We start from the raw sequence: 15,406 nt of genomic DNA, 5'->3' as shown, positions 1-15,406 counted from the left end.
CCACCTCGCTCATCTAACCGAATGACCTCAAAACAGTGGAGTACCAATCCAAAGTTATTCTTAATCCAGTATCGAAATCAAACTCCGGTGTAAAGCCTAGAATATCCCTTGCCAACTCCGAGGAGGCACATAAATTTCTAACGTCTGATTTTCGCTCAGTTCTACGCTCAATCTCCCCAGTATATCCGAAATAATTGCAGATCCTGTCGATCAGATTATTAATAGATATATCGGTGCCGGAGCCGAGATTAATAATCTTCCCTCTTGAAGAGGGATTGTTATACGCCAGAAGGAGCGCTCTTACTGTATCCTTAACAAAAATGAAGTCTCTCGTCTGTTCCCCGTCTCCCTCAATGATCGGCGGCAATCCATTAGCGATACGCTTGGCGGTTAATGGAATGATTGCAGCCAATGCCCCTTCCGTATTTTGTCTTGGCCCGTAGTTATTAAAGGGTCTAATGATGGTACAATCAATATTTTCTGTATTGTAAAATGACTGAACCATGAGGTCAGCCGCGGCTTTCCCAGCTGCGTACGGAGTAGTTGGGTGAAGCGGATGGTTCTCATCCATAGGGGAGTATTGAGCAGTACCATAAGCCTCAGAGGACGAAACATGGATCAACGTTTGGTAGCATCCAGATTTAATCAGCTCAAGCAATACATTTGCTATTTCAACATTAACCATATAAGCATCAAATGGGTTAAAAAAAGAATAGTTTAACGCGATTGTAGCGAGATTAAATACAACATCAATTCTTTCTTTTTCTATAATGGATCGAACCACTCCAAAATGCCTTGCATCATCTCGATAAACTACAAACCTTTCATCTCGGGAAGCATCTTGAATATTCTCCGGTTTACCCAGAAAAAAATTGTCAAGCACGACTACCCTTCCCGCCCCTTGTTCCAATAGAAGGTCACATAGATGGCTTCCGATAAACCCGGATCCACCTGTGACCAAAACGTGTTTTCCATATACTTTTACCATCGCAGGTACCTCCGCATCATTCATTTTATCAAAGCAGCTCTTCTTTCATCCTTGAAATCATATCAATAACGTGATATTGATCCTCATCAGACATTTGAACGTAGAGGGGTAATGTGATAGATAACTTATCACATGCATAGGAGACAGGAAAATCTTCTGGCTTGTATTGATATGCTTCGCGGTAATAGCCTAGCAAATGGACCGCATGCGTGCCTTGCCTTGTAGAAACACCTTGCTCCTCAAGTCGAGTTAACAATGCGTTTCTAAATTCGCCAGCTGCTTCAATTGTATCCATCTCTAGTTTCTCACGATCCAACATACAAACGTAGGATTGATACGTATGATAGTAGTTCTGAGGAGCCCTCGGTGCAATGAGGAAGGAAGCACTCTTGGCTACCAATTGATTATAAAGCAAAGCTCTGCGGTTTCTTTCTTCTAACAACCAATCAAGCTTCTTTACTTGTACCAGTCCTAAAGCGGCCTGCATGTCATTCATGCGATAATTATACCCGACTTCATTGAACTCGGGTAATAGAAAGCCTTTTCCATTATGACGCTGATCGGCAGACACAGATGCACCATGACTCCTAAGAATCCTCATTCTTTCTGCAATCTCATCATTATTGGTTAAAACCATTCCACCTTCCCCCGTTGTAATAGATTTACGGGGATGAAAGCTCAAGCATGAAACGTTACCAAAGCTTCCTTGATGTGTATTACCAATTTTCGCCCCTACTGCACAAGCTGAATCTTCTAATATACTAATCCCGAATTCATTAGCAATGTTATTGAATGCCTCCATATCGGCACATAGCCCAAACTGATGGACAACAACAATTCCCCAAAGAATATTTCCATTCAATTTATTTTGTAGTTTACCGTCTATTAAAAAGTATTGATTATGAATCAATTGACGAACGTTTGCAGAATTTATATTGTACGTATCCTCACACACATCCACCAGGACAGGTTCCGCACCAGTCATTTTGATTGAGTTGACTGTTGCTACGAATGTGAAAGAGGGCGCTATCACATCCATTCCGGCCTGAACACCCAGAGCAACCATCGCAAGATGGAGGGCCGTTGTACAAGAAGTGGTTGCGATACCATGACGAACACCCTCATGAGCAGCTATTGCCTTCTCAAATTCTGTAACTTTGGGGCCCTGCGCAACCCAACCGCTTTCTATCACTGCACTTACCGCATCCTTCTCTTCCTGTGTAAAGTGCGGAATTATTACGGGGACTTTTCTCATCATTAGCACTTCCTCATGTTATTCATTGCGTTCTCAAGTAAATTCATTACCCTAAGAGAATGATCTGGTCCAGTTAACGAGGGTATTTTTTTTTGCGCACATTCTATAAAGTGCAATATACTATTTCTTAAAGAATCTTCATACTTAATATTCGGTATGAAGATATCCCCAGTCCTGGTTTCTACCTCATAATTACCGTATTCCTCGTAGCTCGTTACATCGAAGCCATGGTCATATATCGTTAGTTTTTCCGTCACTTTGACGTCATCAAAAATTACCATTTTCTTGGAACCAGCGATCATTGTACGTCGTTCCTTTAATGGTGAAACCCAACTCGATTTAATATGTGCAATAAAGTCAGGATACTTCAAAGTCAGGTACGTTATCGACTCCTGTTTGCCATACAGCGCCTGCCCTAGTGCTGATAGCTCATTTGGCTTAGTACCATCAGTTAAATAATCAATAACTGCAATATCATGAACTGCAAGGTCTAACATCGCATTGACATCTTTACGTATTGGACCTAAATTAATTCTTGAAATATCAATATACATGAGCTGACCAATTTCTGCATTATCAATCATTTTTTTGATATACCGAATAATGGGATTAAAAACCATAATATGGTCACAATGTACGATCAAACGTTTTTGCTCCGCTAATATTTTAATATTTTCGGCTCTCTCTACAGAGGAAGCGATAGGCTTTTCTATAAAGCAATGCTTTCCTGCCTGAAGTGCATCTTTGACTACTTGGTAGCTAGGTTCTGTTTGGATAGCAATAACAACAGCGTCAACTTGAGGATTCGAGATAAGCGTTTTATAATTATCCGTGTATAACGGTACCCTGTCGCCATACAAGGATTTCGCCCGTTCGAGTCGCGAGTGATTCATTTCACAAATGCCAACTAACCGGACAGCATTGATCTCCATAATATTTCTGGCAAGATTTGGTCCCCAGTAGCCATAACCGATAAGTGCAATATTCATGTCACTCGCTCCTCTCAAGCTTACATTGTGAGCAGACCCCATACTCTAACTTATGGCCACATTTGCACACATAACCCACGATTCTAGCAGGATTGCCGACAACCAAGGCATATGGAGGGACAGTTCTTGTCACGACACTTCCCGCTCCGACCATACAATATTCCCCTAACTCCACACCACATACGATGGTTGCATTCGCACCGACCGAGGCACCCTTTTTTATTACGGTGTTATGAACCTTCCACTCTTTATTAAAGGATCTCGGATAGAAGTCATTGGTAAAGGTTGCGTTGGGGCCGACAAAAACATCATCTTCAATAGTGACTCCATGATATACAGACACACCATTTTGTATTTTTACTCCATTACCTATGGTAACCTCATAATCGATATATGTGTCTTTACTGATAATGCAGTTGGAACCGATAATCGCATTTTCACGTATTTGACTATTGATCCACACCTTTGTCCCCGAACCGATGCGAGCTTGCTGGGATACATAAGCAGACTGATGAATATATATATTCTTTTCCATAAAACTCGTACCCCCTTATCCGTTATACAGTAAAGTCATTTATTACACCCGTCACTCTAGCAAGCTCTTCCTCGGAAAGGAATGGATGGACAGGTATGGAAACCACCTCATTTTTGATCCGGTCCGTAACAGTGAAATTAGATTGGAAATGGAATTTTTTATAACACTCTTGCTCAGGTATGGATAGTGGATAAAAAATTCCTGACCCAATTTGATGTCGATTCATATGGTCAATGAAACGATCCCTACTATAATTTCTAATTCTTAGGGTAAATTGATGGTATACATGTCCTTCAATTAGTCCCGGCTTAATAATTTGATCATTTGTTATGTTCTCCATGTAATATGCAGCATTCTTATAGCGATTATTATTCATCGTTGGCAGTTTTGCTAATTGACACAAACCTATTGCAGCAGCGATGTTTGTCATGCGGTAATTAAAACCAATCGATTCATGATAATATCGAACTTTCATTCCATGACTAATTAATAAACGCGCGTTCTCAGCTACGTAAGAATGATTTGTTAACACCATGCCACCTTCACCCGTCGTCATGTTCTTGGTTGGGTAAAAGCTAAAGGCTGCAGCATCTCCAAATGAACCGATTCTTTTGTTATTCCATGTAGCCCCATGAGCTTGGGCGCAATCCTCAATAAGCATAATATTATACTTCTTAACTATTGCTTGTATCCTATCCATGTCACAAGGTCGCCCAAACAGATGCACAATTAATAGTGCTTTAATCCCGCTTTGTTCATTGAGACACTTCTCTACTTGCTCAAAATCAAGTGTAAAGGTATTCTCATCTATATCAGCAAAAACTGGGGTAGCCCCCACGTATAGGATGGCATTCGTTGAAGCTATAAAGGAATAGGGTGTAGTAAGCACCTTATCCCCAGGACCAATGCCAAGTGATCTGAGAGCTACTTCAAGAGCTGTCGTTCCCGAGGTAGTCGCAATCCCGTAATCAGCCCCGATGTATTTAGAAAACTCCTCCTCAAAATGCTTTACTACATCCCCGCAAGCAATCATTCCAGAGTCCATAACTGCGTTCACTGCTGCCTTTTCTTCTTCTCCAAGCGACACTTTTGCTATATAAATCATGACGAATGGTCCTTCCTGTCGAAAAATATCATTTTGTAACTATATTTTTATATCGGTTCTTAAAGCAGCTTTTTTTATCACTATAAGAGTTAAAAGCCTAACTTCCGTTTTACGGATAATTAGGCTATCGTTGTCTCTAAAAATAATAAACATTCCCAATCTTTACAAGAATCCCAAGGAGCACTCACTATATATAACCATGCTCCTTGGTAGGATATACTATTAAATTCTTGCAAGTATATCTGCTAGAAATTTCTCAGCTTCTTCAACGAAAACGTGAGGTTCTAACAATTGAGGATTTAGTCTTCGTTTATCTTGAATTGTACTTGGATCAATAATTACCTGCTGTGTTAAAATGTACAGATTGCGGAAATCCCCAATTGCAGGAAAAATAATACTGCAATCTTTGTAGAACACTCCTGGAATCAGATATCCAATTTCCTCTGGAGACATAGGATATTCGTTTCTTTCATAGAAGGATATCAATGGAACGTTTGCATAATATGCTTCCGCGATAGTTAACCCGCCGCCTGTCGGAAATGAATTTAAAAATAAATCGCAACTTTTCAAGTATCCTGTAGCATCTGGATCAAAATCAATTAGAAATATCTTTTTATCTTTAATTAATTGTTCAGGAATCCAGTCCTTATATCTCTCATAAGTGCAGCCAAAAACGACATAAGTGACAGGGTTTTCAGTAATAACCCGTATCACAAAATCCCAAAAGGATTTGTTATTAAATAACACTTCACGACCAATGGAAATCATTATTTTATCTTGAACTCTAATATCTAGCTTTTCACGAATATTGAAATTCTTGTTGATTTTTTGAGTATCTATTGGCCACGGTGTAGTAAATATACTTTTACCGGTTACTGTTTTATCATCCGTTATATAATAGAATAAAAAGTCTAATTTTTCGTCTAAGAAAGGTTCACTTTGTTGTAGTACTACTCTACCTAGTGTTTTACTAAATTTTTTGATCATAGGATATAGTAAGATATTTATAGGAGCAAAATAGAATGTTTGAAAAAAAGAAACGTCAGGTCTAATTCCATCAAAATAAAAAGTGATTTCTTCAAGACGTTCTTCATATAATGCTTTTTCAGGAATGAAATATTCTATTTCGTGTTCATCAAAAAATTGAATGGTCTTTTCGTAATGATTAAACTCAGCTTTGGTTAGTACTGAACAGACATAATATTTAAACTGTTTACTTCTACTATTTTCTAGGAATTTTATGAAAAACTGAGTAACACTTTGTTCAAAATCTAATCCATGGAGTATAATCATAACTTTTGTAAATTCTCTATTGCTTGTATCTTCATATGAATTAATACTTTGTTTATTTTGAAACAACTCTTCGCTTATTTGTAGCATTTTCTCATATGGACGAGGAGTTAAATACTTAAACCTATTATAATTCGAAAATTTTCGGTATAAATTATTATAAAAAAATCTAAACCGCGGGGTGATTGGTAAATTGCTACTCATGAACCAGCTTTCTAGATTATTGACAAATTCTTCTTCTTCCTTGTTTCTTAACAAATGATTAAAGTAATTTTCTGTGTTTAGCAAGTTGTCCGGGTTAGTCATAAATATACGCTTTGCAATATCTAGTGTATTAATTTGCGATATATTTCGAAAAAGATCTTTTATTCTGTCCAACTGTTTTTCTAGTGAATAATTGTTCTCGATAAACTTTCTATACTTTGTTGAGTTGTACTCGTGTTTAGTAATTAAGCTAACGCAATCCCCCGGTGTATTCCAAATATATTCAGCAGTGTAAATCTTCCTGGCACCAACAAAATTATGAATCAAAGGTTGAATACCTTTAGCCATTGCTTCCATAATGCCTACGGGCATCCCCTCTAATACGCTGCTAGATAGGATATATTGTTTATCTTCTAACCAACCATTAACATCAGCCTGCCAACCATCAAAAATGACATTATGCTTTAACCCAAGTTCATCAATCATTTGCCTAAAATAAAGTACATATCTCGGATCTTGAAATTGACCTGCAATATAAAGTTTATATCTCGAATCCTGATCATATATGGCCTTAAAGGCCTGCAATAACATCATCGGTCCCTTTTTATAATTGATGTATCCGACATATGCTATATTGTATCCCTTTTTTCTGTCAGTAAATGAAAACTTTGAAATATCAATTCCGTTTGGTATTACAGCGGTTTGAAGTTTACTTAATGAGGATTCTTGCTCAAGAACGTAATCCCTAATATGCTCAGCAACAAAAATTACTTTATCAATATTAGGCCAATTAACCTTTTTTATATATTCAGTAAATGCCTCATAGCTATGCAAACGGCATAATATTTTCTTATTAAAGTCCTTTTCCTTTTTACTTGCATAAATTACTAACTCATCACACCATTCAAACCAACATATATCAGCCCAGTCCATCCCTTGATCTATTTGCTCGGTAGAATTAACCAAAATTTTCTTCACTCTATATTCACTTTCAAGCCCAGAAACAATAGCATCAATAAAATTATCTAAGCCAGGTTTGCAAAATATCGCCACCCTCTGCTTTTCTATTATATTATCAACTGTTTTTTTTAGATTTAATATAGCACTTTGGGCAGCATCTTTCTCGAGTTCGTTTAAAACATAATTAGCATCTAGGTAAAAATCATATGCTTCTTGGTAATTTTGTAATAGCTCATTAATATACGCTAAGTTAAACAAAATATTCGCATTAAATGGGTACTTAACCAAGGCATTTTGCAATAAAACCTTTGCATTCAACAAATCGCCTTTATAAACATGTATTACTGATTTCGTGGTTATTAACCATTGGTCCTCCTCAAACCTAGAACTATATTTATCTAAAATGTCTTCAGCTTCCTTTACAAAACCTTTGTTTATCAGGTTTTCAACCTTATGTTTTAATTGCTCGTTAGGATTAGCTGTCATAGTTTTCTCCTTACTAAAAGAAACAAATTTAATCATTTTTTAGCATATTCAATACATAACTTTTCAACAATGTTGAAAAATGTGGATATTCATTGGTGGCTTCTAATATATATTTGTGGAAATTTCGTGTATCTCCCTTAAGAAAACAGTTATTCGCCAGATACATTATACAAAAAAATTTATCATCATTATTCGTTAACGTTTCATACGTAATCCTAATCCGCTCTAAATTATACAAACAAGTAATATATTCAATACCTTTATTAACGTAAATTAAAAATTTATTAAATAAATCAGCATCTATAAAATCGATATTATTGTTCTTTTCAATGGAGCGAAGCAGCATTATATTTGCAATAGATATATATAATCTTAAATTTTGATAATCTGGAATGTTCAGTTCATTACTAAGTATATTAACGAATAGTTCTTCCTTATTTTCATGTTCAACTAAGTGAATTACTATATTTTTTACAGTTTGGTTGTCATATTGTTTTAATAACTTCTTAATATCCCCAAAGTTAATAAAGAATATCATTAACTCAATAACTTGCTCTCGGGGCAAATCATTTAAGCTAAATTTATTCAAAAATAACGATAACCATCGTTGTTTTTCTTTAATTTCACTAGCAGTCCGAAGTTTATTTAATAGAGCATAATTATTGTCAGCATTAGAGAACACTTCTTCAATTTTTGTTCTTTCTACCATTGTTATATCTTTTTTGAGAATTTCTAATTGGGTTATAAATAAAAGCTTTTCTTCATTGGATAAAGCCATATATGTCTCATACAAACTATTGTAATCGAGAATATAGAATGCTACCTTAATTAATAAATTGTATTTAAGGCTATTATTACTAACATGTCTTATATACTCAAAGAACTGTTTATTTATTGAACTTGAACTATCAGCCTTTTCAAGATTTTTTCTTTGATAAATAATCGTGATTACTCTATCCAAAGAAGTATTATAAGAAGGCTCGTCTAACGAGTATAGTTCGACAGAATCCTTTGACGTTTGCTTTATTTCTTTATTCCAATATTTCACTGCAATGTTTAAGTATTGAATTAAGGTTTGAATACCTTCTTGCGTTCTATTCAGTAAGAGCTGCGCGTGACCCTTAAAGAAGCATAAATCTAAACTGTTCTTTTTATAATTCATGCCTTCATCACAGATTTGAATGGTTTCATTATATCTATTAACATTAAAGCTCATACGTGCAAATTCACCAAACACATAGTAATGTTGGACAATTAGATTTTTATTTTTTTTCATTAGAGTATGATATGCATGCTTCACCTCTTTATAGGCTGATAAAAAATCTTGCGTCATAGCATACGATCTGCTTAGTTGAAAGCGATAGTATATATTATCTGGATCCTTTTGCAATTCCTTTTTTAAAATGGCCGCAGTGCGTTCAAACTTTTTGTTCATTAATTGTTTATCTTCATTTACATAACCATAATGCATTAGCCATATTTCCGTTTGTAGAATAGGTTCTCTAAATAAGGGTTGATTATGAACTGACCCTTCGTATTTGAAGGAACCGTCATTTTTAAATAACCTTTCCTGAACATGATTAATAAATTTTTGATTATTTACAGAAACTAAATTTCTCTCTTTGACTTGGACAGTATTATATTTATTTAACACATCACTTTCGAATAAATCAGATACAATCTCGGGTGTCTCTAATTCTTCGTCCGCATCTATAATGAAAATCCATTCCCCGACAGCATAAGAAATTGAAATATTTCTCATTGAGGAGAAATTTCCATTCCATTCATGGTAATAGACCCGATCTGTATAACATTTGGCAATATCAACAGTCTTATCTTTAGAACCGGTGTCAACAATTATTAGTTCAGTATATGGTTTGTCTAGTAGCAAGGAGAGACTATCTAGGCATCTGGGTAGATTCTTTTCTTCATCCTTTACTATCATACAAATACTTAATTTCTTAGTCATGTATTATACATCCATCCCAATATGTTAATAAAGGTTTAATTTCAAACTTTAAGATATCTGCTACATAAATATAATCCTGATCCTCAAACTTGTTTAATAACATTTCCACCTTCTCATTAAATAATGCAACGTCAATTTCTACTTCTTTATTTTGAGATAAAATAACCATACTCTCTGTTAATACAGATAAGTCCTCAATCCAGAAAATAAGTCTATCAACATCATCACTCTCAAGGTCATTACAAATTTCATCTATTCTTGTAATCAGATTTTGAATTAAAAATTTAAAACTAGATTTAAGTTCAGCCAACTCACTTCTCATAATCATATCCCCGTTCTTAAAAAAGGCCGACTAATTAAATTAGCCGGCCCTTTTTATTTTATTTACTAACCTTCGATTAACGAAGTAGTTGCAGTACGCCTTGTGGCTGTTGATTAGCTTGTGCAAGCATTGCCTGAGCAGCTTGAGAAAGAATTCCGTTCTTCGTGGACTCCATCATTTCCTTCGCCATGTCTACATCACGCACACGAGACTCTGCAGCTGTCAAGTTCTCGGAAGAAGCACCCAAGTTATTAATTGTGTGTTCCAAGCGATTCTGGAATGCCCCCAGCTTAGAACGTTGTGCAGAAACATCCTCAATTGCCTTGTTAATTGCAGAAATAGAAGCTTCTGCAGCACCCGCGGATGTTACCTTCACAGAACTCACTTTCAGAGCACTAGAACTCATGTTCTCAATGGATACATTCATAGTCTGAGAGGAGTTTGCCCCGATCTGATAAGTCAAGGAAGTATCAGTGTTATCTTCTACCGCCACCCGCTGTGTAAGCGTAGCTTCCTTGCCGATGTCTTCAGTTCCCAACGCACCGATTGTAACAGAAGATTGACCAACTGTTATAGCGCCTCCAGTAGCAGCAACACTCGCTGTAGTTGTTGCTCCTGTTTGATCAGTAATAGTTACTGTGTAAGTAACTGCACCAGTATTTGCACCGGTAATCTTAACGTTGTACGACGAGTCAGCAGAGATTGTTGTACCAACAGCAACTGCTGTAAATACAGTTTTATCAGAAACTTCATTAAAGGTTGTGGATTGAGCTGCGTTATTAACACCGCTCAGGTTGCCATTGAGAAGTTTCTTCGTATTGAACTCGGTTGTATTAGCGATACGATCGATCTCTTGAATCAATTGGTCAACTTCTTTTTGAAGTTCTGCACGGTCTGTATCGGTATTCGTATCATTTGCCGATTGTACTGCCAGCTCACGCATACGCTGCAGGATGGAGTGAGTCTCGTTCAATGCACCCTCAGCTGTTTGGATCAAAGAGATTCCGTCTTGAGCGTTCTTGGAAGCCATGTCCAAACCACGAATCTGGCCACGCATTTTCTCGGAAATTGCCAAACCTGCTGCATCGTCGCCGGCGCGGTTGATACGAAGGCCGGAAGACAGTTTTTCCATGGATTTGGATTGTGCTCCTGCTGCAGTGTTCAGTTGACGGTGAGTGTTAAGAGCTGCGATATTGTGGTTAATTCTCATTGTTATACTTCCTCCCTGAAGTTAGATAAAACCCACATCCATGTGGATTTGATATAGTGAGGTACTTAAGGACCTTTAGGTCGGCCGCCCTAGGTCCCGTTCCCCTATGATACATATATCGTCGAACCTTGGGAGAAAGTTTATAGCTTCTCAAAAATATTTTATGTTCCTTTTTTCTTCAATAGATGTTTCAACTGATCCGGCTTTAAGGCAGTTTTAGATGCTTCTTCATTCGACTGCTTCACCATCTCGTAGAGCTCTTTCCGATAGACCTGCATATGCTTCGGAGCTTTGATGCCAAGACGAACGACATCCTTCTCTACGCTTACAACGATTAATTCCACTTGATCACCAATCATAATGGATTCTCCTACTTTTCTTGCTAGGACCAGCATATGAGGTTCACCCCTTCGTTTCCGTGTTGGTGGAATGTATCAAATCCGAAAGCATATGACGAGTCGTGTAATTGGACTGGTGCAGCACAATTTGTTTGCCCGAGCGCTTCTTTGAATTGATAATCACTGGTGCCATTAGATTAACTGTAGCTGTGTCAAAAGAGTCACGAATGGTTAGGATACTCCATACCTCCACATCCTCGGGAGCTTCGATTTCAAGCTCCTCCTGTATCTCATGGTCGAGGTGAATATCATATAATGGATAGATGTGAAAAGGATTTACTACAATGAAATGAATCATCTCTTCATCCACAGACTGCAAGTAGGCAAACGGCAACTCAGGGTCAATAGGTAGTAGCGTAAACCGATGTAATTCAACGAACCCTGGAATTCCTTCCGGGAAATTAATGATTTGTTCTTCCGTAATCGTCATTTCACCTAAGCTTGAAGTATTTATTGTGATCATGAGTAACACTCCTTATTTACATATGGCAATTAAAAAAATCGAAGCTATAGATTTTAAGATCTATAGCTTCATGATAGCACATATTAAATTTTTATATCCATATTCGGAGGGATGATTTCCACTTTAGGGTATTGAGCCATATAGATGTCCCTTTTCCCCAGATGATATTGTATATCCGCGGGATTCATCTCGATGTTCTTTTGGACTCTTGCTTCTTCTACCTGAATGTTCACTTCCGTCGGCTCATAGCGAATATCGATATTATCAAAGGATGCAGGACCCATATACATGAACTGATAGTTATCGACATCCTTCGTACTTTCTCTTGCTAAACTTGCTATCACATTCTCACCTGTGTGAATGGCAGCCATTCTGTTGCCTTGAGCTACCCTATTCGCTATTCCTTCCAGTGCAATTTGTTTACAGGTGGAATAAATACGGCTCATTGATTCTAAATGATTCCCGACCCCTAGTGCATCATGCCAAGCACTGTTATCAATGATAAGCTGTCCAGGACCTGATTCAATTTGAAGTCTCCCTGGAATCGTCTTAAGCTCGAATGTTGCTTTAGGTTGCTTCATTTCTAGACGCCCAGGGTCAGCATCAATACTTAATCTTGCTGGTGTCTGCCGTATTTGTATCTGGGGAATAGTCATATAATGATCCCTCTAACTCATCTTAGAAAGTCAACTAAGGTTGCACTGATAATCTTAGATCCAACCGATAATGACGATTGATACACATTCTCATCCATCTTGAGGTTCGTGATTACCTCGGCTACATCTGCGTCCTCTGTTTTTGTCTGTAGTGTTTTTAAATTCACATTAACGTCACTCAAACGGGATTGCGCCAACTCCATACGGTTCATCTTAGCGCCAACGTCAGCTCTGGCCTCAAGAAATTGATCATTAGCCTTATCGATTCGAGCAAGCAACGCACTAACCTCATTAGTCAGACCTGCTCCCAAGGCAGCAGATAAGTCCTTCATCACACGAAAAATATTATCGTTCGTACCAGGTGCATTAATGTCGTCAGGTGTACCAAAAACGGATTCCCCTGTCTTATTCGCTGCAATTTGAACACCAACACCGATGTTAAACTTAAGTTCGTTTCCGTCAGGTTTATCTGTGGCAGCATTCGCTTCGGTGTAAGGAGCTTTATCAGTCATCTGTCCATTAAAGATATAACGGCCATTGAACTGACTGTTACCAATACTCACCATCTGGGAGTACAGTTGTTCCACTTCGCTCTTAATGGAGTCTAGAGCTTGTTGCGGGTTTGTACCGTTAGCACCAGCAACAGCCAATTCACGAACACGTTGAATAACACTATTAGCTTGTCCCATCATGGTATCCGTATAATCTAGTAAAGACATCGCGGCATCCAAATTACTTTCGTATTGTTCATTGGCTGATTGTTCGCTTCGGTAACGAAGGGAAAACGCCATACCCACAGGATCATCAGATGGTCTATTTATTTTTCTGCCTGTTGATAATTGTTCCTGATTGTTCTGCATACGTGTCAAATTAGTATTTATATTTCGAAGGAGCTGGCTATTCAGCATACCTTGAGTTACACGCATCGACATCAGAACACCTCCCACCTAAACTTCGTTACTTATTGATTATCTTCCTACAAGCCCCATACTATTAATAACCTTATCGAGCATTTCATCAAAAGTGGTTAACGCACGTGCCGCTGCATTGTATGCATGCTGGAATTTAATCATATTGGCCATCTCTTCATCCAATGATACTCCACTGACCGCCTGTCTTTGTGAATCAACCTGGTTCACAAGAATTTGTTGGTTCGTCGCTTGGCGGTCTGCCTCCTGCGATTGCACCCCCAATTGTCCTACGATGGAGCGGAAGAACTCATCAAACGTTCCATCCGTTAATACAGGTCTCCCGGTTGAATCCGGGTCAAAACTCACACGCTTATTCCGTACGTCAGCAAGCAGAAGTGCCATATCATTGTTCCCCTTAACAACTTTAGGGGTTGTGCCATCCATATACACGCGAGTTGAAGTGGAGATATTAGCAACATTAGCTACGATATCAGGGTTCACCGTTACGCTGGCAGCAGTGAATTCACTGGTACCTTCTTTTAGAGAGAAGAATGAAACCCCCGATTTCAATGGTTCTGAGGAGGAATATCCGAGCTGATGCAGGCCATTAAAGCCCTTAACGATAACATCGGTACTATCCCCTAACGTTCGATCCTCAATGGAACCAGCGAAATTCTTTGTTTCCGTAGTACCATCTGCTTTCACTAGCGTCATCGTAGTGCCTGCCGGAATGACCATTCCTTTCGGAAGCGTTACCTTCATGTCACCGGTTACCATCGTTTTCAGCATGTTATCTAACTGGTATTGATAATTAGCAACGTTATAGTCACGAGAGTGAATCATTCCGTAGATCTCGCCACTGTTTAATGTCCCCGCCTCCGCGGCAGACTGTACCAAATCGGATGTAAGAACCGTTGTTACCGTATTACCCGAGACTAACTGCGTGGTACCCATATTTACGGTATAGCCTCGGTCATTCTCCGTATACGTGATATTCGCGATCTTGGAGAGCTCGTCCATCAATAAATCTCGCTGATCGCGTAGATCATTCGCATCGTTACCAAGACCCTCGATACGGAATATTGCTTCGTTTAACTTGGCTATTTGAGATACCTTCTGATTCGCATCTGTTACTTTCACTTCGATGTTTTCTGTCAAGTCTCTCGACAAATCTGACAGTTGACGCGAGGTTTGATTGAATGCATCCGTCATAGCTAAAGCTCGCTCTTTAACCAAAACACGGGCCGTTGTGTTTTCAGGGGATTTACTAAGCTCTTCCCATGCGTTCCAGAACCCTTCGATCGTTTGACGAATTCCTGTATCCGAAGGCTCATTAATGATCGCTTCCAGCTTATCCAAAGTATCTTTTCGGACACTCCATTCACCTAGACTTTTATTTTCGTTGTGCATTTGGTTATCGAGAAATCTCTCACGTATCCTCGTAATCTGATCAAACTCCACACCCTGCCCCATCTGGCCAGGGACGTTACTTCGCATAAGCCCAGGGTATTCAATTGGACGAGAGGCCACCATATTGACCACTTGACGGGAGTAACCCTTGGTATTAGCATTCGCAATATTATGACCTGTCGTCGTTAATGCAGCCTGTTGAGTAAACAAGCTTCGCTTCGATATTTCAATTCCGCCGAATGTGGAACGCATGAA

Annotated in this window: 14 protein-coding genes; all 14 read right to left on the bottom strand. The window is 38.4% G+C overall.

The window, feature by feature from the left end; all coding sequences use genetic code 11:
• Nucleotides 1-13: 13 nt before the first annotated feature.
• The 14 genes from QMO62_RS18825 to flgK all read right to left on the bottom strand — a co-directional run bounded on the left by QMO62_RS18825 (nucleotide 14) and on the right by flgK (nucleotide 15,403).
• Nucleotides 14-988, bottom strand: a complete 975-nt coding sequence (locus QMO62_RS18825) for a dTDP-glucose 4,6-dehydratase (RefSeq protein WP_284643236.1) — start codon at nucleotides 986-988, stop codon at nucleotides 14-16.
• A 28-nt stretch (nucleotides 989-1,016) separates the two neighbouring features.
• Nucleotides 1,017-2,246, bottom strand: a complete 1,230-nt coding sequence (locus tag QMO62_RS18820) for a DegT/DnrJ/EryC1/StrS family aminotransferase (protein ID WP_284643233.1) — start codon at nucleotides 2,244-2,246, stop codon at nucleotides 1,017-1,019.
• Nucleotides 2,246-3,232 carry a Gfo/Idh/MocA family protein gene (locus QMO62_RS18815; RefSeq protein WP_284643231.1) on the bottom strand — a complete coding sequence of 329 codons (987 nt, stop codon included), beginning with the start codon at nucleotides 3,230-3,232 and terminating at the stop codon, nucleotides 2,246-2,248. Before QMO62_RS18815 ends, QMO62_RS18820 begins: the two co-directional genes overlap by 1 nt.
• A gap of 1 nt (nucleotide 3,233) precedes the next feature.
• Nucleotides 3,234-3,767, bottom strand: a complete 534-nt coding sequence (locus QMO62_RS18810; protein ID WP_284643229.1) for an acyltransferase — start codon at nucleotides 3,765-3,767, stop codon at nucleotides 3,234-3,236.
• Nucleotides 3,768-3,789: 22 nt separating this feature from the next.
• On the bottom strand, nucleotides 3,790-4,872 hold the full coding sequence (locus tag QMO62_RS18805) for a DegT/DnrJ/EryC1/StrS family aminotransferase (RefSeq protein WP_284643227.1): 1,083 nt from the start codon (nucleotides 4,870-4,872) through the stop codon (nucleotides 3,790-3,792).
• 222 nt (nucleotides 4,873-5,094) lie between these two features.
• Nucleotides 5,095-7,812 carry a glycosyltransferase gene (locus QMO62_RS18800; protein WP_284643226.1) on the bottom strand — a complete coding sequence of 906 codons (2,718 nt, stop codon included), beginning with the start codon at nucleotides 7,810-7,812 and terminating at the stop codon, nucleotides 5,095-5,097.
• 28 nt (nucleotides 7,813-7,840) lie between these two features.
• Entirely contained in the window at nucleotides 7,841-9,781 is a 1,941-nt protein-coding gene (locus QMO62_RS18795) for a TPR domain-containing glycosyltransferase (protein WP_284643225.1), read from the bottom strand.
• Nucleotides 9,774-10,103 (bottom strand): DUF8042 domain-containing protein, encoded by a 330-nt coding sequence (locus tag QMO62_RS18790; RefSeq protein ID WP_284643224.1) that lies wholly within the window; start codon nucleotides 10,101-10,103, stop codon nucleotides 9,774-9,776. The genes QMO62_RS18795 and QMO62_RS18790 overlap by 8 nt, the downstream gene beginning before the upstream one ends.
• Nucleotides 10,104-10,179: 76 nt before the next feature.
• Nucleotides 10,180-11,313: a flagellin N-terminal helical domain-containing protein gene (locus tag QMO62_RS18785; protein ID WP_284643221.1), complete on the bottom strand. Its 1,134-nt coding sequence runs from the start codon at nucleotides 11,311-11,313 to the stop codon at nucleotides 10,180-10,182.
• A 161-nt stretch (nucleotides 11,314-11,474) separates the two neighbouring features.
• Nucleotides 11,475-11,708 carry a carbon storage regulator CsrA gene (gene csrA, locus QMO62_RS18780; RefSeq protein ID WP_284643219.1) on the bottom strand — a complete coding sequence of 78 codons (234 nt, stop codon included), beginning with the start codon at nucleotides 11,706-11,708 and terminating at the stop codon, nucleotides 11,475-11,477.
• Between the two features lie 7 nt (nucleotides 11,709-11,715).
• Nucleotides 11,716-12,174, bottom strand: coding sequence for a flagellar assembly protein FliW (gene fliW, locus QMO62_RS18775; protein ID WP_284643217.1), 459 nt, complete (start codon nucleotides 12,172-12,174; stop codon nucleotides 11,716-11,718).
• 83 nt (nucleotides 12,175-12,257) lie between these two features.
• Nucleotides 12,258-12,830: a DUF6470 family protein gene (locus tag QMO62_RS18770; RefSeq protein ID WP_284643216.1), complete on the bottom strand. Its 573-nt coding sequence runs from the start codon at nucleotides 12,828-12,830 to the stop codon at nucleotides 12,258-12,260.
• Between the two features lie 17 nt (nucleotides 12,831-12,847).
• Entirely contained in the window at nucleotides 12,848-13,756 is a 909-nt protein-coding gene (gene flgL / locus QMO62_RS18765; RefSeq protein WP_284644981.1) for a flagellar hook-associated protein FlgL, read from the bottom strand.
• Between the two features lie 42 nt (nucleotides 13,757-13,798).
• A complete protein-coding gene (gene flgK, locus QMO62_RS18760; RefSeq protein ID WP_284643214.1) occupies nucleotides 13,799-15,403 on the bottom strand; it encodes a flagellar hook-associated protein FlgK in 1,605 nt (534 codons plus the stop codon).
• Nucleotides 15,404-15,406 lie beyond the last annotated feature (3 nt).

This window comes from Paenibacillus silviterrae, from assembly GCF_030167925.1.
Taxonomy (GTDB): domain Bacteria; phylum Bacillota; class Bacilli; order Paenibacillales; family NBRC-103111; genus Paenibacillus_G; species Paenibacillus_G silviterrae.
This window is presented reverse-complemented; position numbering and strand designations above follow the sequence as displayed.